20 protein-coding genes and 3 pseudogenes are annotated in these 18,824 nt (G+C 37.9%); 12 read left to right on the plus strand and 11 right to left on the minus strand.

Annotation, left to right across the window (positions count from 1 at the left end; all coding sequences use genetic code 11):
* Positions 1-28 precede the first annotated feature (28 nt).
* Positions 29-1,630, plus strand: coding sequence for a xylan 1,4-beta-xylosidase (xynB, locus tag KXZ66_RS10210; RefSeq protein WP_219144956.1), 1,602 nt, complete (start codon positions 29-31; stop codon positions 1,628-1,630).
* Positions 1,631-1,766: 136 nt separating this feature from the next.
* Here the strand turns inward: xynB and KXZ66_RS10215 are convergent, their stop codons facing one another.
* Positions 1,767-2,921, minus strand: coding sequence for a transcriptional repressor XylR (locus KXZ66_RS10215; RefSeq protein ID WP_032725798.1), 1,155 nt, complete (start codon positions 2,919-2,921; stop codon positions 1,767-1,769).
* 248 nt (positions 2,922-3,169) lie between these two features.
* Between KXZ66_RS10215 and xylA the strand changes: the two genes are divergently transcribed.
* The 3 genes and pseudogenes from xylA to KXZ66_RS10230 form a co-directional block, all read left to right on the plus strand.
* Positions 3,170-4,507, plus strand: a complete 1,338-nt coding sequence (gene xylA, locus KXZ66_RS10220) for a xylose isomerase (protein WP_185184374.1) — start codon at positions 3,170-3,172, stop codon at positions 4,505-4,507.
* A gap of 150 nt (positions 4,508-4,657) precedes the next feature.
* Positions 4,658-6,157, plus strand: a complete 1,500-nt coding sequence (gene xylB / locus KXZ66_RS10225) for a xylulokinase (protein ID WP_219144957.1) — start codon at positions 4,658-4,660, stop codon at positions 6,155-6,157.
* A 104-nt stretch (positions 6,158-6,261) separates the two neighbouring features.
* Positions 6,262-6,427: pseudogene (locus KXZ66_RS10230) on the plus strand (glycoside hydrolase family 11 protein); the annotation flags it as partial.
* Between the two features lie 213 nt (positions 6,428-6,640).
* Here KXZ66_RS10230 and yncB read toward each other — a convergent pair.
* A complete protein-coding gene (gene yncB / locus KXZ66_RS10235; RefSeq protein ID WP_017697666.1) occupies positions 6,641-7,276 on the minus strand; it encodes an endonuclease YncB in 636 nt (211 codons plus the stop codon).
* Positions 7,277-7,688: 412 nt separating this feature from the next.
* Here yncB and KXZ66_RS10240 point away from each other — a divergent pair, with 412 nt between their 5' ends.
* On the plus strand, positions 7,689-9,104 hold the full coding sequence (locus KXZ66_RS10240) for a sugar porter family MFS transporter (protein WP_161986030.1): 1,416 nt from the start codon (positions 7,689-7,691) through the stop codon (positions 9,102-9,104).
* Between the two features lie 101 nt (positions 9,105-9,205).
* Here KXZ66_RS10240 and alr read toward each other — a convergent pair whose 3' ends face one another.
* Together alr and KXZ66_RS10250 are read right to left on the minus strand one after the other, a co-directional pair.
* Positions 9,206-10,390 carry an alanine racemase gene (gene alr / locus KXZ66_RS10245; protein ID WP_161986818.1) on the minus strand — a complete coding sequence of 395 codons (1,185 nt, stop codon included), beginning with the start codon at positions 10,388-10,390 and terminating at the stop codon, positions 9,206-9,208.
* Between the two features lie 423 nt (positions 10,391-10,813).
* Positions 10,814-11,239, minus strand: a complete 426-nt coding sequence (locus tag KXZ66_RS10250; RefSeq protein WP_014479913.1) for a hypothetical protein — start codon at positions 11,237-11,239, stop codon at positions 10,814-10,816.
* A gap of 431 nt (positions 11,240-11,670) precedes the next feature.
* Between KXZ66_RS10250 and KXZ66_RS10255 the strand changes: the two are divergent.
* Together KXZ66_RS10255 and dutA are read left to right on the plus strand one after the other, a co-directional pair.
* Positions 11,671-12,132, plus strand: a pseudogene (locus KXZ66_RS10255) (DUF2691 family protein).
* 29 nt (positions 12,133-12,161) lie between these two features.
* Positions 12,162-12,596 carry a dUTP diphosphatase DutA gene (dutA, locus tag KXZ66_RS10260; RefSeq protein ID WP_003245820.1) on the plus strand — a complete coding sequence of 145 codons (435 nt, stop codon included), beginning with the start codon at positions 12,162-12,164 and terminating at the stop codon, positions 12,594-12,596.
* 315 nt (positions 12,597-12,911) lie between these two features.
* Here the strand turns inward: dutA and KXZ66_RS10265 are convergent, their stop codons facing one another.
* Positions 12,912-13,193 (minus strand): spore coat protein CotU, encoded by a 282-nt coding sequence (locus KXZ66_RS10265; RefSeq protein ID WP_219144958.1) that lies wholly within the window; start codon positions 13,191-13,193, stop codon positions 12,912-12,914.
* Positions 13,194-13,574: 381 nt separating this feature from the next.
* Between KXZ66_RS10265 and KXZ66_RS10270 the strand changes: the two genes are divergently transcribed.
* On the plus strand, positions 13,575-13,739 hold the full coding sequence (locus KXZ66_RS10270) for a hypothetical protein (RefSeq protein WP_003231643.1): 165 nt from the start codon (positions 13,575-13,577) through the stop codon (positions 13,737-13,739).
* Positions 13,740-14,013: 274 nt separating this feature from the next.
* Positions 14,014-14,853 carry a thymidylate synthase gene (locus KXZ66_RS10275; RefSeq protein WP_219144959.1) on the plus strand — a complete coding sequence of 280 codons (840 nt, stop codon included), beginning with the start codon at positions 14,014-14,016 and terminating at the stop codon, positions 14,851-14,853.
* A 122-nt stretch (positions 14,854-14,975) separates the two neighbouring features.
* Here the strand turns inward: KXZ66_RS10275 and KXZ66_RS10280 are convergent, their stop codons facing one another.
* From KXZ66_RS10280 to tatAC, 5 genes are all read right to left on the minus strand, one after another.
* Positions 14,976-15,263, minus strand: a complete 288-nt coding sequence (locus tag KXZ66_RS10280) for a hypothetical protein (RefSeq protein WP_125121357.1) — start codon at positions 15,261-15,263, stop codon at positions 14,976-14,978.
* A gap of 42 nt (positions 15,264-15,305) precedes the next feature.
* Positions 15,306-16,028 carry a YrpD family protein gene (locus KXZ66_RS10285; RefSeq protein WP_134157202.1) on the minus strand — a complete coding sequence of 241 codons (723 nt, stop codon included), beginning with the start codon at positions 16,026-16,028 and terminating at the stop codon, positions 15,306-15,308.
* Positions 16,029-16,181: 153 nt separating this feature from the next.
* Complete coding sequence (locus KXZ66_RS10290; protein WP_043857554.1) at positions 16,182-16,538, minus strand: YoqO family protein; 357 nt, start codon at positions 16,536-16,538, stop codon at positions 16,182-16,184.
* A gap of 245 nt (positions 16,539-16,783) precedes the next feature.
* Entirely contained in the window at positions 16,784-17,008 is a 225-nt protein-coding gene (locus KXZ66_RS10295; protein WP_015713994.1) for a hypothetical protein, read from the minus strand.
* A gap of 175 nt (positions 17,009-17,183) precedes the next feature.
* On the minus strand, positions 17,184-17,372 hold the full coding sequence (gene tatAC, locus KXZ66_RS10300) for a twin-arginine translocase TatAC (RefSeq protein ID WP_003231634.1): 189 nt from the start codon (positions 17,370-17,372) through the stop codon (positions 17,184-17,186).
* Positions 17,373-17,450: 78 nt separating this feature from the next.
* Between tatAC and KXZ66_RS10305 the strand changes: the two are divergent.
* Both KXZ66_RS10305 and KXZ66_RS10310 read left to right on the plus strand, forming a co-directional pair.
* Positions 17,451-17,610 (plus strand): annotated as a pseudogene (locus KXZ66_RS10305) (hypothetical protein).
* Between the two features lie 16 nt (positions 17,611-17,626).
* Positions 17,627-18,025, plus strand: a complete 399-nt coding sequence (locus KXZ66_RS10310; RefSeq protein WP_009967329.1) for a hypothetical protein — start codon at positions 17,627-17,629, stop codon at positions 18,023-18,025.
* Between the two features lie 64 nt (positions 18,026-18,089).
* Here KXZ66_RS10310 and KXZ66_RS10315 read toward each other — a convergent pair whose 3' ends face one another.
* Positions 18,090-18,524, minus strand: coding sequence for an SRPBCC family protein (locus KXZ66_RS10315; protein WP_015713997.1), 435 nt, complete (start codon positions 18,522-18,524; stop codon positions 18,090-18,092).
* Positions 18,525-18,672: 148 nt separating this feature from the next.
* On the opposite strand from KXZ66_RS10315, the gene KXZ66_RS10320 reads away from it, so the two are divergent.
* Positions 18,673-18,795 (plus strand): hypothetical protein, encoded by a 123-nt coding sequence (locus tag KXZ66_RS10320; RefSeq protein ID WP_015713998.1) that lies wholly within the window; start codon positions 18,673-18,675, stop codon positions 18,793-18,795.
* Positions 18,796-18,824: the final 29 nt, after the last annotated feature.

Below are 18,824 nucleotides of genomic sequence, written 5' to 3' on the forward strand. Positions count from 1 at the left end.
AAGAAAATAAACTGAGGAGGAGTCCCAAATGAAGATTACCAATCCAGTACTCAAAGGATTCAATCCCGATCCAAGTATTTGTAGGGCAGGAGAGGATTATTATATCGCTGTATCTACATTTGAGTGGTTTCCGGGAGTCCAGATACACCACTCAAAAGATTTAGTAAATTGGCACTTAGTTGCACATCCATTACAGAGAGTTTCACAATTAGACATGAAAGGAAATCCAAATTCAGGTGGGGTTTGGGCACCATGTTTAAGCTATAGTGATGGGAAGTTTTGGCTGATCTATACGGATGTTAAGGTAGTAGATGGCGCATGGAAAGATTGTCACAATTATTTAGTTACCTGTGAAACGATTAATGGTGATTGGGGGGAGCCGATTAAATTAAATAGCTCGGGGTTTGATGCTTCTTTGTTCCATGATACGGATGGAAAAAAGTATTTATTAAATATGTTATGGGATCACCGTATTGATCGGCACTCATTTGGAGGAATTGTTATACAGGAATATTCTGATAAAGAGCAAAAATTAATCGGTAAACCAAAAGTCATATTTGAAGGAACGGATAGAAAACTGACAGAAGCTCCGCACCTTTATCATATCGAGAACTATTATTATTTATTAACTGCAGAAGGAGGAACACGGTACGAACATGCTGCTACAATTGCCCGTTCTGCAAATATTGAGGGGCCATATGAAGTTCATCCCGATAATCCAATCTTAACGTCATGGCATGACCCAGGAAATCCATTGCAAAAATGTGGTCATGCATCCATTGTTCAAACACATACAGATGAGTGGTATTTAGCTCATTTAACGGGACGTCCTATTCATCCTGACGATGATTCAATTTTTCAGCAGAGAGGATACTGTCCTTTGGGCAGAGAAACAGCTATTCAAAAACTTTACTGGAAAGATGAATGGCCCTATGTAGTAGGTGGAAAAGAAGGAAGCTTGGAGGTAGATGCACCTTCTATACCCGAAACAATATTTGAAGCAACGTACCCGGAAGTTGATGAATTTGAGGATTCAACATTAAATATAAATTTTCAAACTTTAAGGATTCCATTCACGAATGAATTAGGTTCATTGACTCAAGCGCCAAATCATTTACGATTATTCGGTCATGAATCATTGACCTCGACATTTACTCAGGCATTTGTAGCCAGACGCTGGCAAAGTCTCCATTTTGAAGCCGAAACTGCTGTTGAGTTTTATCCGGAAAATTTTCAACAAGCCGCTGGATTAGTGAATTACTACAATACAGAGAACTGGACGGCTCTTCAAGTCACGCATGATGAAGAACTTGGCCGCATTCTTGAATTAACAATATGTGACAACTTTTCTTTTTCACAGCCATTACACAATAAAATTGTTATTCCTCGTGAAGTAAAGTATGTATATTTAAGAGTAAATATTGAAAAGGACAAATATTATTATTTCTATTCTTTTAACAAAGAAGATTGGCACAAAATTGACATTGCACTGGAATCGAAAAAATTATCAGATGATTACATCCGTGGGGGAGGATTCTTCACAGGGGCCTTTGTAGGGATGCAATGCCAAGATACCAGTGGTAATCATATTCCGGCCGACTTTAGATATTTTCGTTATAAAGAAAAATAATTTGCACATGAAAAAGGAGATTTCTATTTTAGAACTCCTTTTTCATATGAGAAGGTGCCTATGTCACTATTGCTTCAGAAATACTCCTAGAATAAAAAAACTCATCTTTAAAGATGAGCTGTCCATTCCATTAAAATTACATTGTAACCATGTCTAGAAAATGATCAATCACAATGGAGGACATTCCTAATGCCGGCGCATTCTGTCCTAAGGAAGATGGCAATAATTCATAGCTATTGCCTAATTGGGAATAAACCCTTGACGACACTTCACTTCTCATTGAATTTAAAACCATAGGATGCGATTCAATTATGCTATTTCTTAAAATTACGGCCTGTGGGTTGAAAGTATTTAAAATATTGGTAAGGCCTATTCCTAAATAGAATCCAAAATTCTGTAATGCGTTTAAGGTTCCGATATCATTCAGATGGGCGAGGTTTATGATATCTTGATAGGACAGTTTTTTCTCTTTGGTCTGAAGAGATTTTAATAAAGCCTTCTCTGAAGCATACAATTCCCAGCATCCTCGGTTTCCGCAACTGCATTTAGGACCATTAAAGTCTATTGTCATATGTCCCATTTCTCCAGAAAAGCCGCTTACTCCTCTATATAAATGGTTGTTGATAATAACACCGATCCCTATCCCTGTGCTGATACTTACGTAAATAATGTTATCGTGATTTTTTGCAGCTCCAAATACTTTTTCTCCATATGCGCCAGCATTTGCCTCATTTTCAATAAAAACAGGCACATTGTACTTCTCTTGTATTGAAGATTTTAAGTCAATATCTCTCCAGTTGGAGTTCGGAGTGAAAACAATTTTTTGATCTTTATCAATGAGTCCAGGCACGCAAATACCTATACCAATAAGCCCGTACGGAGATTGGGGCATTTGCGTAATAAAGTGATGAATCATATCAATCAAAATGTCTTTCGTTATTTCTGGAGAATTGGATTCCAAATGGCGGTATTGATCAAGAACGATTGTTCCTTCAAGGTCTGTTAAAATGCCATTGATATAATCCACACCAACATCTATTCCTACGGAGTATCCTGCCTTTTTATTAAAAACAAGCATGACAGGTCTTCTTCCGCCACTTGATTGTCCTTGACCTATTTCAAATACCAGATTTTCTTTCATTAACGTGCTTACCTGTGATGAGACAGTTGATTTATTTAATCCAGTCATTTCAGATAATTTTGCTCTTGAAATAGGTGAATTTTTAAGGATTTCTTTTAATAATAACTTTTGATTTACTTTTTTAACAAAGGCTTGATCTGCGATATCCACTTCATCCACTCCATTTGTATAACCTTTAAATTAAGTATGAACATAGTACATAGCGAATCTTATCTTTATTATATCTAATGTGTTCATAAAAAACTAAAAAAAATATTGAAAATACTGACGAGGTTATATAAGATGAAAATAAGTTAGTTTGTTTAAACAACAAACTAATAGGTAACTTACAAGATGAAATAAAATGCATTTGTATTTGAATGATCATGTTTTGAATTTATTTTTAAGGGGGAAATTACATGGCTCAATCTCATTCCAGTTCAACCAACTATTTTGGAAGCGCAAACAAAGTGGTTTACGAAGGGAAAGATTCGACTAATCCTTTAGCATTTAAATATTATAATCCTCAAGAAGTAATCGGCGGAAAAACGATGAAAGAGCATTTGCGATTTTCTATTGCCTATTGGCATACATTTACCGCTGATGGAACAGACGTTTTTGGAGCAGCTACGATGCAAAGACCATGGGATCACTATAAAGGCATGGATCTAGCGAAGATGAGAGTAGAAGCAGCATTTGAGATGTTTGAAAAACTAGATGCACCATTCTTTGCTTTTCATGACCGGGATATTGCACCAGAAGGCAGTACGCTAAAAGAGACAAACCAAAATTTAGATATGATCGTGGGCATGATTAAAGATTACATGAGAAATAGCGGCGTTAAGCTATTATGGAATACCGCAAACATGTTTACGAATCCCCGTTTCGTCCATGGTGCCGCGACTTCTTGCAATGCAGATGTGTTTGCGTATGCTGCAGCACAAGTGAAAAAAGGGTTAGAAACAGCAAAAGAGCTTGGCGCTGAGAACTATGTATTTTGGGGCGGCCGTGAAGGATATGAAACATTGTTAAATACCGATTTAAAATTTGAGCTTGATAATTTGGCTAGATTTATGCATATGGCAGTGGATTATGCGAAGGAAATCGGGTACACAGGGCAGTTTTTGATTGAGCCAAAACCAAAAGAGCCGACCACCCATCAATACGATACAGATGCAGCAACAACCATTGCCTTTTTGAAGCAATATGGCTTAGACAATCATTTTAAATTAAATCTTGAAGCCAATCATGCCACATTAGCCGGGCATACATTCGAACATGAATTACGCATGGCAAGAGTACATGGTCTGCTTGGCTCTGTTGACGCAAACCAGGGTCATCCTCTTTTAGGCTGGGACACGGATGAATTTCCGACGGATTTATATTCTACGACATTAGCAATGTACGAAATCCTGCAAAATGGCGGCCTTGGAAGCGGCGGATTAAACTTTGACGCGAAGGTCAGAAGATCTTCTTTCGAGCCTGATGATCTAATATATGCCCATATTGCAGGGATGGATGCATTTGCAAGAGGATTGAAAGTTGCCCACAAATTAATCGAAGATCGTGTGTTTGAAGATGTGATTCAACATCGTTACCGCAGCTTTACTGAAGGGATTGGTCTTGAAATTATAGAAGGAAGAGCTAATTTCCACACACTTGAGCAATATGCGCTAAATCATAAATCAATTAAAAACGAATCGGGAAGACAGGAGAAATTAAAAGCGATATTGAACCAATACATTTTAGAAGTATAACAGGATAAGCTCCAGATCCTGCTATCAATACCAAATCACTGAATTACCCGTCATGATTCCTTTCCTATTGCTTGTTGTTATGACGGGTAACTTCTATAATTAGGATTTATTTAGAGTGAATGGTTTTTTAAAAGGGCAAGGAGTGAAAAAATGAAGTATGTCATTGGAATAGATCTTGGAACGAGTGCTGTTAAAACCATTTTAGTTAACCAAAACGGCAAGGTTTGTGCAGAAACGTCCAAAAGGTATCCGCTCATCCAAGAGAAGGCGGGATATAGTGAGCAAAATCCTGAAGACTGGGTGCAGCAAACAATTGAAGCATTGGCTGAATTGGTTTCTATATCCAATGTTCAAGCCAAGGATATTGACGGGATAAGCTATTCGGGACAAATGCATGGATTAGTACTGCTTGACCAAGATCGTCAGGTGTTACGTAATGCAATTCTTTGGAATGATACCAGAACAACGCCTCAATGTATAAGGATGACCGAGAAATTTGGCGATCATCTTCTTGACATCACAAAAAACCGTGTTTTAGAAGGGTTTACATTACCTAAAATGTTATGGGTAAAGGAACATGAACCTGAACTTTTTAAAAAAGCTGCTGTGTTTTTGCTTCCGAAAGACTATGTGCGATTCCGTATGACCGGTGCCATTCACACCGAATACTCCGATGCAGCAGGAACTTTACTTTTACATATTACTCGCAAGGAGTGGAGCAATGATATTTGCAATCAAATTGGTATTTCTGCAGATATTTGTCCTCCGCTTGTTGAATCTCATGATTGTGTAGGGTCGCTGCTTCCGCACGTTGCCGCCAAGACCGGGCTATTAGAAAAAACAAAAGTGTACGCTGGGGGAGCAGATAATGCTTGCGGCGCTATTGGAGCAGGTATCCTTTCTTCCGGAAAAACATTATGCAGTATTGGGACGTCAGGGGTCATACTTTCCTACGAAGAAGAAAAAGAAAGAGACTTTAAAGGGAAAGTCCACTTTTTTAATCATGGAAAAAAGGATTCTTTTTATACGATGGGCGTCACGCTCGCTGCAGGATACAGCTTGGACTGGTTTAAAAGAACGTTTGCACCAAACGAATCGTTTGAGCAATTATTGCAGGGGGTGGAAGCTATTCCGATAGGAGCCAATGGACTGCTATACACTCCTTATTTGGTTGGTGAAAGAACGCCGCATGCTGATTCTTCTATTCGGGGAAGCTTGATCGGGATGGATGGAGCCCATAATAGAAAGCACTTTTTGAGGGCAATAATGGAAGGTATCACATTCTCTTTACATGAATCAATTGAGCTATTCCGCGAAGCGGGAAAATCAGTTCATACTGTTGTTTCTATTGGTGGGGGAGCTAAAAATGATACGTGGCTGCAAATGCAAGCTGATATTTTCAATGCGAGGGTAATTAAGTTAGAAAATGAACAAGGGCCAGCTATGGGGGCTGCAATGCTGGCTGCTTTTGGAAGCGGTTGGTTTGAATCACTTGAAGAATGTGCAGAGCAGTTCATTCGTGAGGCTGCTACATTTTATCCAAAGGCACAAAATGTACAAAAATATAAAACACTATTTGATTTGTATAAGAACATTTACACTCACACAAAGGATCTCAATACAGCTTTGAAGAGCTTTCGAAAAAACTAATGATGTTATTGTCTGGAGATCAACCGAAGAACAATTAATGATCAATCATCATTAAAGGCCTTTGATGACATGGCTGCCTTCTTTTGAAAAGATGGTGAGAATAAGGTATGGCAACCTTTAAACAGTATTGGAGTGTCCAGCAGACAAAACGAACGAGCGGAACCGTATTCTGTCAGCGAACACTTCAAGAAGTGGGAAAGCTTAGGAATGCCAATGGGTAAGATGTATGAAACCGCGCTAACGACGGTAGAGGGATCTCTTGATTTATGATGAAATAGGAAGGATGTTTACACACAAATAACCCCCTCACATTGACGTGAAGGGGTGTTTTTTATTGTTACTATACAGCGGAAATTTTACAGGCTAGTTGATGATTTTAGCTTGATAAGCAGAATGGAAACTAGACACGCCATCATCTCTTTCTCATTCTTTGGAAACTGCATTCTGCTAGGTTTGCTGCTTTTTTTAACGAACAGTGTTTTTCTATTTCACACAGCCATTAAATCCTCTGTTTGTCACATAACCGCTCTTACTCCAAATTGACAGTTTATCTGATTTTGCTTCTTGCTCATCTAGTCTGAATTGGTCTATGTATTTTGTGTTAGGCTCATATACATATGCTACTCTGGCCAATCCCTCTTTCAATAATGTCTCTTGAACAGATTTGCCGTCAACATAAACGTATGCTAACAGTCTTCCATACTTATCTCTGCGATCGCCTTTATCAAATTCCAGCTGTAGCTTACCGCTGTTGACCAATTCTTTATTTCGTTTCGACGCATCCTCACCGTATGGTTGAACACAAGAATTTGGTTTCTTCGTCTCAGGTGTATCAACGAGCAAGTAGCGAACTGTGTCTTTCTTTCCGTTGTAAATAACCTTAATCGTATCTCCATCTATTGCCCTATCTAATGTAACATTGACCAATTTCTTCTGCTTTTTTGAATGAGGCGTGCCGGCCTTTTGTTCTGTCTGATTATATTCATTAGATTGAGTATCTTGAGAGACTTGCTCCGTCCCATTAGAATCTGAATGGTTTTTGGCTGCGTGATGTGATCCGCAAGCTGCCAAAGTAATACTTAAAACGATTGCGATCATACTGATCAAAATCTTCTTCATATTGATTCCCTCTTTATCATTTTCTCTTTTCGCGATTAAACATCATCATTATAACGATATGGACATTTTTTGTGAATGGAAAACTTCAAGGGAACTTATAACACTCAAATTGCCAATAGTTAACTTCACAACGAGATGATCAAAACATCACCATCAGATAGCGGAAATAAATAATCCTGAAAATAATATTGACTGAAAATGCTTTTAAAATTATGATAATATGAGAAATGACAATAATGTGACAAAAACATTACTACAACATAACAACTAATAGCTTAGGTTTATTCTATTGGCTAAAAATGTAAACGGTTACAAATCCAGAGGCGAAAATCTAAGATAGAGATGACTTTAGTTTTGACTCAATATCCACACTGAAAGAGCTTATTAAGTATTCTTAATAAAGGCAGGGGAATTGGATATGAATGAACATCGAAATCGAAGGTTGAAATTAATAATGATTTCAGCAACTTTTGGAGGGCTTCTCTTTGGATATGACACCGGAGTTATAAATGGAGCTTTACCTTTTATGGCAAGGCCAGATCAGCTTGATTTAACACCGGTTACAGAAGGGCTTGTTACGAGTATTCTTTTATTAGGTGCCGCGTTTGGAGCGTTGTTATGCGGAAGATTGGCTGATCGATATGGCCGCCGTAAAATGATCCTTAATCTTTCCTTTTTATTTTTCCTGGCATCACTGGGAACAGCGTTAGCACCTAACGTTTTCATCATGGCGGTCTTTCGTTTTTTACTGGGGCTGGCTGTTGGAGGAGCCTCGGCGATGGTGCCGGCCTTTTTAGCAGAAATGGCACCGCATGAAAAGAGAGGGCGTATAGTAACCCAAAATGAACTAATGATTGTTGGCGGGCAATTTTTAGCATATGTTTTTAATGCGATCCTCGGTGTAACAATGGCAAATACGGGACATGTTTGGAGATACATGCTAGTCATTTGTGCTGTACCGGCTATCATGTTATTTGCCAGTATGCTTAAGGTACCAGAAAGCCCCCGATGGCTAATCTCCAAAGGCAAAAACAGTGAGGCGCTGCGAGTTCTTAAACAAATTCGAGAAGATAAACGTGCAGAAGCTGAATGTAGAGAAATTCAAGAAGCGGTAGAAAAAGATACAGCACTAGAAAAGGCATCACTCAAGGACTTTTCTACACCATGGCTGCGCCGTCTTTTATGGATTGGAATCGGTGTTGCCATAGTGAATCAAATTACAGGTGTGAACTCGATTATGTATTATGGCACACAAATCCTTAAAGAATCTGGTTTTGGTACAAAAGCGGCTTTAATCGCTAATATTGGAAATGGGCTGATATCAGTTATTGCAGTTATATTTGGGATTTGGCTGGTCGGAAAAGTGAGACGGCGTCCAATATTATTGATTGGTTTGGCGGGGACGACTACAGCGCTCCTATTGATTGCGATTTTCTCAATTGTGCTTGATGGATCTATGGCACTTCCTTATGTAGTGCTTTCTTTGACCGTTTTATTTCTTGCCTCTATGCAAGGGTGTGTAGGACCTGTGACTTGGCTTGTCATAGCGGAAATATTCCCTCAAAGGTTAAGAGGACTTGGTTCTGGGATAAGTGTTTTTTTCCTTTGGATATTAAACTTTGTGATCGGTTTTGCTTTCCCGATCTTGCTTAGCTCTGTAGGTTTGTCTTTTACATTCTTTATATTTGTGGCTTTAGGTGTATTGGCAATCGGTTTTGTATACAAATTCATGCCGGAAACAAAGGGGCGTACACTTGAAGAATTAGAAGAGCATTTTCGTTCTCGACACGATCATAATACTCCTGAACAATCAATTATTGAGGTATAAATATGTTGAAAATCTCTCTTCTTATAGGAGGGATTTTTTTAGTTTCAGAAAAAACAAAATCCCTCTGGTAGAGGGATTTTGATTCAGCATTTTAAGATGTTCTACACGTATAATACTGGAGTTGATACTTTAAAAATCTCGCCATCTCTTATATAAAAACGAGGGATGCGGCGGCTTAATGTAGACACGATTTCATAGTTAATCGTATTGAGCATTTCAGCCACTTCATCAACGGAAATCTCGGCTCCTTTTTGCTTACCGTAAATCACGACCTCTTCTCCTTGTTTACCTTCACCGTTTTCTCCTAAACTGACCATGATCATATCCATTGTTACTCTCCCCGCCACTGGCACTCGTTTTCCGCGATGAAGAACAAACCCGCGATTGGAAAGGGCACGAGAATAGCCGTCAGCATAGCCAATCGGGAGTGTAGCAATTACTTCATTAGGTTCTGCGACGTATGTAGCACCATAGCTAACGGTTCGGGGTTCTGTACGCATGGTTTTCACATAAGCGATGCGCGCCTTTAAACTTAACGCAGGTTCAAGCTTAACGAGATTTAGTTGTTTAATATAGGCTGAAGGATATAAACCATATAAGCCGATACCTAAACGGATCATATCAGCGCTAAATTCCGGAAATGCGATAGCTGCAGCCGTGTTGCACATATGCACGGTGGGCAGCTCAATCCCCTGTTTTTTTAAAAAGCTGAGAAAACTGATGAATTTTTCGTGCTGCAGCTTTGTGAGTGTTGTGTCCGGTTCATCAGCTGTCGAAAAATGTGTGAAAATCCCTGTCCATCTGAGGAATTTACTTGCCTTTAAGGCTTTCACTACTTCTAAAAGTTCTTCCTTTGTGCGTACACCTAATCGTCCCATGCCGGTATCCACGTTAATATGAATGGCCAGCCGGTTAGCACTCGCTTCTTTTTCCAATATCTCGTTTGCTTCTTTCATCCAATCAACCTGAAATGCTGATAATGTTATATTCCAAGCTGCTGACTTCTTTACACAACTAAGGGATGTAAAACCAAGCACAAGGATAGGCGCTGTAATCCCAGCTTTTCGTAAAACGATTCCTTCCTCCACACTGGCAACAGCGAGCTCACTCGCCCCGTGTTCCAGTGCATGGCGTGCCACTTCTATAGACCCGTGACCATAACCGTTCGCTTTTACGACAGCCATAATTTTGCTCTTATGTGGAATATGACGGCGAATCGCTCGCAAATTCTTTTTAACGGCATCAAGATTGACTTCGATCCAAACTTCTCGGCAAAGCTTTATCATCAACGCTTCCTTCCTTCTTATGGATTATAAATACCACCTATTGCCGCAAGAATAAATGTTAATTGTTGGATGATTCGATCTTATTTTATTCAACTTTATTTGAAATCATTCAACAGCAAATCCATGTGATACGAGAAGGTGCCTATCAATGTTCGAATAATAGCAAGTACGGGATACATGAGGCTTGTAAGTGGGGTGTTAATGGGTACGGCGACCGAGGATTACAAAAATGATTATTTGTTTTGGGACATTTTTTTCTAAGGGTAGATGATAACGAGAAATCTAATCAGGAAATACTTACCGTTCATCAATACAAAGGATACAGGTTAGAATTAGTGATGTTTGATGTTTGATGTTTGCAGTATAGAAGCACAGAAAAAGCAAGGAAGTAACAGCAATCTTCCTTGCTCCATTGGATTCCTATTAGAGAGCACGCACTTTTGCAAAAGCTTTTATCTTAGCTCCATCATCATTTTGACAGCGAATATAATATGTTCCGGTTTTATAGTGTGATACGTCAAGAGTTAGAGTTACACTTTTGCCAGGTTTAACTGTATAGCCGGAAGCGATTGTTCCACCACCTGGTTTTACAATTTTGAATTCAAATGGATTGCTTCCTGTATTCTCAACAAAAACTCTGATTTCGCCATCTTCACTTCCATAATAATCAAAATAAAATTTTCCGTCACCTCTAAACGTTTCTTCCTCTTCTAGTATAATATCGGATTGTGCGGCAAACGCAGTGACTTTTTTAGGTGTGTGGTCAATTGATGCAGCTGAAGCATAAGTAGAGCTTAATCCTGTAATTGAACTAACTAAAATCGAACCTACCACAATTTTCTTAAACACTTTTCTTCATCTCCTATATAAGAAATAAATTACAAAATTATACATTCGGTAAAGAGTTGGAAAGACCTTTGGGAAATCCTATAATTCACAAGAAATACAAAAAGCGTATGTTTATTTCTGGTGAATATTTATGACGGAGTAAACATGTCATAACATCAGGATGATTAAAGCAGCGTAATCAAGTACGGTCTGAGACAAGCAGGACACTACATATGAAGGCACTGACTGGCTAACTTTTCTCAACAAAGACAAGAGAACAAGAGGGCGTCTATTGTTATGAACATTGAAGAACCTTTTAAATGAGGAGGGCTGAGGAAATTCTGTAAAAGATAATCGGTTGAAAAGGCAGTCGATTCCTTGTTCCATAAACCTAACATCAGAGTATATAATTAAACTCGTACTCACAAAAATCGTTTAAGTAAGGGGTATACGTGAGTAGGGGAGTTAGTTTTCAAATACCGAATGAATATGGAAATTTTCTATGGAGAATACTGCAGCCGGTAGAAATAGCTAATTAGAGGTGGCAAACGAGTGGGGAATCTTATTTTGTTGTAGAAGGAGAGCTCGATGATGAGGAGCTTTTTCATGACTACGCAATTGTTGAAGGGGCAGTTTTTGAGCAACAATTAAAAACGAATCAGTACTATACCATTTTCGTTGAACTGAAAGCATTTCCATATGGAAAAATGGTTAATCAAGTCAATACATATGAAGAGTTTGCTGACAGTGATTGCGAACTTGTCCTTTTGATAGCAGATAATAGCTACGTTTCGATTTACTGTAAAAACAAAAATATCATTGAAAAACTTTACTTCAATGCTTTACAGAATGATTTTGAAGACGTTCAATTTATAACTGATGAAAATGACACAAGAACAAGCCTTACTGTATGATAGTCAATAAAAATTAAAGGAGCTAGTACATGACAATGCAAATTAAAATCAAGTATCTAGATGAAACACAAACAAGAATCAGCAAAATTGAGCAGGGAGACTGGATTGATCTTCGGGCAGCTGAAGATGTAACAATCAAAAAAGATGAATTTAAGCTTGTCCCATTAGGTGTTGCAATGGAGCTGCCTGAAGGTTACGAAGCACATGTCGTCCCTCGTTCAAGTACATATAAGAACTTTGGCGTTATTCAAACAAATTCAATGGGTGTTATCGATGAGTCATATAAGGGAGACAACGATTTCTGGTTCTTTCCCGCTTATGCATTGCGTGATACTGAAATTAAGAAGGGTGATCGTATCTGCCAGTTTAGAATCATGAAGAAAATGCCGGCGGTTGAATTGGTTGAAGTCGAGCATTTGGGAAACGAGGATAGAGGAGGACTCGGTTCAACAGGTACTAAGTAAACAAAATAAATCCTTGGCTGTCTTCATGCTGTGTGATTGATCAATGGAGGTTTCAGCCAAGGTACAAAGAAATACTTTTATCTAAATTTTTATAAGTAGGGGAAGGCAACTACAAACTAGTAATGCCACTAATAATAAGCCAAGTTAAATGACATGTGTTCATTAATAATTGAATTTACAGCAGCCATGAGAACAAGTTCAAAATATAAGATGAAATGAGACATAAGACTTCACAAAAAAATCTGAGTACCGTCGATAAATATCATAAAAAAGCCCCCGGTATGTCGCCGGGGAATAAATAGACGTTTAAGAGATTTAGTGATGTTTTTTATATGATTCGACAAAATCATAATAATGATCATCGTCATCATAATACTTTTTTTCGTAATGATAATCGTGATCATCGTAATACTTTTTATCATGGTCATCATACTTTTTATCATGGTCATCATACTTTTTATCATAATCATAATGTTTTTTATCATGATCATAATACTTGTCGCAATCATAATGCTTCTTATCATTGTCGTAATACTTTTTGTAATATGTTTTTTTCCAAGTGTAATACTCTTCTTTATATTTTTTATAATAACCCAATTAAATTCCTCCTTTATGTTATTCGAATTTAATTTATGAAGTTTAAATGATATGGTATGGTCAAATAAAATAAGAATAGTAAAAAGAGGCTGTTTAAAACACTTTCTGAAAAACAAAACGGATAGCTGTTTAAGAGCGAGAGAGAGCACTCAATCACTGTAAAATAATAGTAAAGTGTATAGAGAAGATTAGTATACGTAAAAAGGGACTTTCTCATTGAAGAATATTTGAACGTTATGGTTAAGATTCAAGAGCTCTATGATGTGATTTTTAACACTGCTTTTGAAGGGTTTAGAGTTAGACATCAAAACAAACATCAAAACCGGTTAGAAACAGATCATATAAGGAATGAACCGCTGCCAAATATCATAAAAAAAATGAATGAAATTAGAGAGAATTTATTTTAAAGAAAGCCCAATTGCACATGGACAAATGACAATTGATATTGAGGTAAAATACAATGCATTAAATCAGAAAAAGCTATTGGAGGATTTAATGTGTTTAGACAATTTCCAATTTGGTATACACAAACACCTGACTATTTGAATTTTTATGTGCCGCAATATCAAACCATTTCTTATAATCCTCAACAATGTTATCAACGGTGTATGTACCAAACTGGCGGTAACTATGAGCTATGTGACAGACTATGTTATGGAGAAATACAGGTGTAAAAGAGGGGGTTATTAACTCCTCTTTAAACACACAGTGAGTGGAATAAGATCCTCACTTTATCTGCGAGTGCTTAGTATTTGCGATAATATTGCATTCGTAATAAATTATGCTTAGAACTGAAAATGAAAGAAGGATATGAATAGTTATGACGCAATTCGATAAACAATACAATTCAATTATAAAGGATATTATCAATAATGGAATCTCAGACGAAGAGTTTGATGTGAGAACCAAGTGGGACTCAGATGGAACACCGGCACATACTCTAAGTGTAATCAGTAAGCAAATGAGATTCGACAACTCAGAGGTTCCGATTTTAACGACAAAAAAGGTTGCCTGGAAAACAGCCATTAAAGAGTTGCTCTGGATTTGGCAGCTGAAATCTAATGATGTTAATGATTTAAACAAGATGGGCGTACATATTTGGGATCAGTGGAAACAAGAAGACGGCACCATCGGACATGCATATGGATTTCAGCTGGGGAAGAAAAACAGAAGTCTAAATGGAGAAAAAGTGGATCAGATTGATTATCTTCTTCATCAATTGCAGAACAACCCATCTTCACGGAGACACATTACAATGCTTTGGAATCCTGATGAATTAGACGCAATGGCCTTAACACCATGTGTATACGAGACACAATGGTACGTTAAACAAGGGAAACTCCATCTGGAGGTAAGAGCACGGAGCAATGATATGGCGTTGGGAAATCCATTCAATGTCTTTCAGTATAATGTGTTGCAGCGCATGATTGCTCAAGTCACAGGTTATGAGCTTGGTGAATATATCTTTAACATTGGGGATTGCCATGTGTACACACGTCATATAGACAATTTGAAAATTCAAATGGAAAGAGAACAGTTTGAAGCACCTGAACTATGGATCAATCCTGAAGTGAAAGATTTTTATAACTTTACCATTGATGATTTCAAATTAATCAACTATAAACATGGGGACAAGCTTTTATTTGAGGTAGCGGTTTAATGCTGCCTTTTTATTGTGCAGTGAATGGATAGCAGGTATCCTAATTTCATTAAGCAATCTGGAAGATGAATAAAAATTGAAGGACAAACACGTATAATACATAAAAAAGATTAACTCTACAGTTAATCTTTTTTATTCAGAAGAAAATATCCTAACTTTGAAACTAAATACAAAGTAAAAGCAATCATTACAGTTCTAGATATTACAATTCCATGAATAGCTAAATCATATCCAGCAGGTACCAACGCATTTGTATTACACATAAAATATATAGATATTAGAAGTGCTACAATAACTAAAATCATTCCAAAAAGACTTGTTTTTTCATATTTCATACCAATTTCCACCCTTATTAAAGTTAAGTTTAAACAAAAGAGCTGAAGAAACGAACTATGACCAGTATGCTCCAAAGAAAACCGCCAGACAATGCTGGCGGCTTTTTGCTGCTTCGTTTATTTATTAACAGAGATCGTAACGTTATTTCCTGCAACTGAAACCTTTGCGAAATCCTGTGTATCTACCACAGGAGTGACGGCTTTATTGTCGATTGTGATGTTGTTAAAAGATGTCGAAAAGGTTGCTTTGATCGCATCACGCTGGCTTTCATACGAAACAGCCGCGGTAGCAAGGGTTTTCCATTTTGAAATCGTGCCGATGTTGGTTCCTTGAATTTCTGTGATAATCCGTCCGGTGTAGCCGTCATTGTTCGTTCCCCAAAGGGTCATGCGCGTATTGCCGCTTAAATTTTTATAGATTGTCATTTGGACTGTGCTTCCAGGGCGGAAGCCTTTATTGTATGTGAATTTGTCTTTTCCTTCGATGTACGTTTCTTCATTTTTGGACCCAACCTTCATGAGGGGCTTCCAGACGTTGTATTGTTTGCTGTACTGAAGCCCGATATCGGCTTCAGTTCCGCTTGTTGCCCTAAAGCCAGAATAAATATAGGGAGTAGAGACCGAGTCGTTGTTTTTGACAGTTTCAGGAAGCGTGATTTTAGCTGTAAAAACGGCGCCCGTACTGTTCAGGTAGACACGGCCGCCGATTCCGTTAGGCAACTGGGATGCTGCTTTTGCGACTTGAGCGTCTGCCGCGGGTAAGCCTGGTATACCTGATGAAAGGGTTCCGAAAAGAACTGCTGTTCCTACTGCACCTGCAATCAATACTTTTTTCACCAAAATTCCCCCTTTTGATAGTGGTTTCGCCATTTATTATACCTTATTTTGGAACTGGATTGATGTATATAAATCGACAAAATATTTCATTTTGAATGGGACGAAAAGCTTCTCCAATCTGAAAGCTATGTAACTTTATCAGAGGAAAGAACGAGATCACAATCGTTTTATCCGATTTGAAATTTTCCTCAAAATAAAAGTACAAATGCTTAAAGAAACGATCATTAAAAGAATGCCCGCTATCGTTTCCCAGCCTGTAAAAAAGAGGTGACGTTTCATCAATGTCTGTCCTTGTAAAATGATAAAAGCACAGATACCGACTAAGAAAAGAAAACAAATACTTAGGATTGCTAAGGCTTTACGTGAGTATGTTTTCATTTCATCTTTAAAATACAGCAATACGAAAACAAAGCAGATAACATTGGCTATTGTTCTTATCACCTCAAAGCTTTTCATGACAACTGATATAAATAGACAAAGTAAAATGAGATAAAATACGATGTTTCTATACAAAAAACCTCTCCTTTTATGTATGATCCTCAAAGAGTTTATAAAAGTTTCTTTGTAACTGCAATAAACTGAATGCGCTCATTTATGAACTAACTAAACTATGTACTAAATATTCATTATTCTTTTTTAGATTCAGTCACCAAGGTTTTCATAGAAAGGGAAGCTTCAGAAATATACATATAGTGCACAAACAAAAAAGACCCGGCAATAGCCGGGGGAAAGTAAAAACGAGGAGATGTTAATGGCGTTTAGTAGTGTTTTTTATGCTTTTTATACTCTACAACATAATCATAGTCTTTTTTATCGTGATCATAATATTTTTTATCATAGTCATCATATTTTTTGTCGTAATCACAGTCATCATATTTTTTATCATGGTGGTCATAGTATTTTTTATCATATTCGTAATACTTCTTATAATACGTTTTTTTGACCGTATAATACTCTTCTTTGTATTTTTTGTAATAACCCATATATACTCCTCCTTTATTTTTACTACGCTTTATTATACGGCGAGTAGATTTTGCGGCTTGGACAGTTAAAATCATAGAAGGAAAAAAGGGCTGTCCAAATGATTAAAAAAAGACAGATGACACAAAAACAAATCAAAATAAAGAGCCGATTTTTCATCGGCCCAAACGATTTATCCTACATTTGTTTGTCTTCTTTGTTTTCTGAGTCATTTTTTCTGATATCCTGAGTCAGTCCGCTTGTTGCTTGTTTAAATTCTGATAAGGCTTTTCCTGCTGCACGGCCAAGCGCCGGCAGTTTATCAGGCCCAAATACTAAAAAACCCACAAACAAAATAACGAGTATTTTTGTGAAGCTTAATTCCATATCCTTTTCCCCCTGATTGAAGTACAACCTTTTAAACAAATTATAAGAGATAGCAGTACAAATGGGAATGCATTTATTTTGAACATTTTAAAACCAGCACAAAGGCAGATTCATAAAACGGCTGCTGCTGAATATAATGTCCAATGCCACCTGCCTAAGAAGCAGTGAGGCAGGCTGGATCAATTATGTAGCTCTGCCGGAAATGATACAAACGTATCTACGGCTATTATTGAAATAGAGGAGTGGTGTAGCTGATGAGATTCACTAAGGTAGTTGGATTTTTGTCTGTTTTAGGATTGGCTGCGGTTTTTCCATTAACGGCACAAGCAGAAAAAGCCGGAACTGCGGGGGCTGGAGAGTGGGATAAGTTGGGGACTTACACATATACTTACTCAAGTCCGACGGTATACTCGACCGGAGGAGATTTTAGAGTGTGCCTTTCAGGAAGCACTCCTTTTTCTGTTTCACTGCACTTGTATGAGGATGATCCCGGTGACAATCCTGATGATTATGTAGGGGCAAACTATTTTTCACCCGGAGAATGCCACACCTTTGGCAGTATTGGAAAATTTGTAGATGGGAGCAATAACAAGGCCGAGTTCTTTGTTACCGATTACTCTGGTAAATCTAAAACTGTTACGTTTTATGATTGATGGACTCAAATTGTGAAGTATAACCCTTGGAAAAAAACAAAAAAGAGAGATACCTCTCTCTTTTTTATTCTTCGATAGCCTTACGAAGCCGTTCATTTACAATGCCAGTCCAGCCGCCATCCATCTTACCGCGAACGACGGAGCTTTTCTCGTTTGCTTTGCCGATCACTTCATTCGGCTCTTTCCAGCCGCTGTGAATAAGGGTAAACCCTGTCTTTTCCCCCAAGTCTTCTAATTGAAAGGTAACGACCCATCCTTCTGTATCCCATTCAAAAGAAAGTTCAGTTGGAGCTTGAACAGCCAAAACTTTACAAGGGGACGGCCCAAACGGTGATTGTAAGTGAAATTCTTGTCCTTCTTTGAGCTGAAAGTCATTGGGCATAAACCACTTGGCAATGCCTTCTGAAGTAGAGACTGTCTCCCAGACTTTCTGAATGGGAGCCTCTAGGGTAATGCTTTTTGTAATATCTGGTAATGTGTTTTCGTTGTTTTGAGCCATTTCGTTTACCTCTTGACAAATGATGTTTTTTCAATTCAATCATATAATAACTAATAAGATCATGTCCATAGCGTGCATTATTTATGCTAGAGCTGCTGTTCAACAGCGTGTCAGTCGCCAGTCTGATCTGTGAATGGGAGAATTCTGCATGTTCGAGAAAGAGAGAGACGTGTATGTTGTCATTTCGTTCATGCTTGTTTGCTCAGCCGCAACTGTTATGTTTGAACTGGAATTCCTGTTCAGCCAATTTATTTTGCGATTTTTGTTTTAATAGTAAATGAGCCATTTTCTAAAACAGGA

The organism is Bacillus sp. LJBS17 (assembly GCF_019334685.1).
Classification (GTDB): Bacteria; Bacillota; Bacilli; order Bacillales; family Bacillaceae; genus Bacillus; species Bacillus subtilis.

Excerpts from the sequence above, each read along its gene's own strand:
- dutA (WP_003245820.1), top strand. The coding sequence starts at position 12,162 with ATGACAATGCAAATTAAAATCAAGTATCTAGATGAAACACAAACAAGA.
- yncB (WP_017697666.1), bottom strand. The coding sequence starts at position 7,276 with ATGAAGAAGATTTTGATCAGTATGATCGCAATCGTTTTAAGTATTACT.
- alr (WP_161986818.1), bottom strand. The coding sequence starts at position 10,390 with ATGATAAAGCTTTGCCGAGAAGTTTGGATCGAAGTCAATCTTGATGCC.
- KXZ66_RS10275 (WP_219144959.1), top strand. The coding sequence starts at position 14,014 with ATGACGCAATTCGATAAACAATACAATTCAATTATAAAGGATATTATC.
- KXZ66_RS10310 (WP_009967329.1), top strand. The coding sequence starts at position 17,627 with ATGAGATTCACTAAGGTAGTTGGATTTTTGTCTGTTTTAGGATTGGCT.
- xylB (WP_219144957.1), top strand. The coding sequence starts at position 4,658 with ATGAAGTATGTCATTGGAATAGATCTTGGAACGAGTGCTGTTAAAACC.
- KXZ66_RS10315 (WP_015713997.1), bottom strand. The coding sequence starts at position 18,524 with ATGGCTCAAAACAACGAAAACACATTACCAGATATTACAAAAAGCATT.
- KXZ66_RS10270 (WP_003231643.1), top strand. The coding sequence starts at position 13,575 with ATGAAATTAGAGAGAATTTATTTTAAAGAAAGCCCAATTGCACATGGA.
- tatAC (WP_003231634.1), bottom strand. The coding sequence starts at position 17,372 with ATGGAATTAAGCTTCACAAAAATACTCGTTATTTTGTTTGTGGGTTTT.
- xylA (WP_185184374.1), top strand. The coding sequence starts at position 3,170 with ATGGCTCAATCTCATTCCAGTTCAACCAACTATTTTGGAAGCGCAAAC.
- KXZ66_RS10295 (WP_015713994.1), bottom strand. The coding sequence starts at position 17,008 with ATGGGTTATTACAAAAAATACAAAGAAGAGTATTATACGGTCAAAAAA.
- KXZ66_RS10320 (WP_015713998.1), top strand. The coding sequence starts at position 18,673 with ATGTTCGAGAAAGAGAGAGACGTGTATGTTGTCATTTCGTTCATGCTT.
- xynB (WP_219144956.1), top strand. The coding sequence starts at position 29 with ATGAAGATTACCAATCCAGTACTCAAAGGATTCAATCCCGATCCAAGT.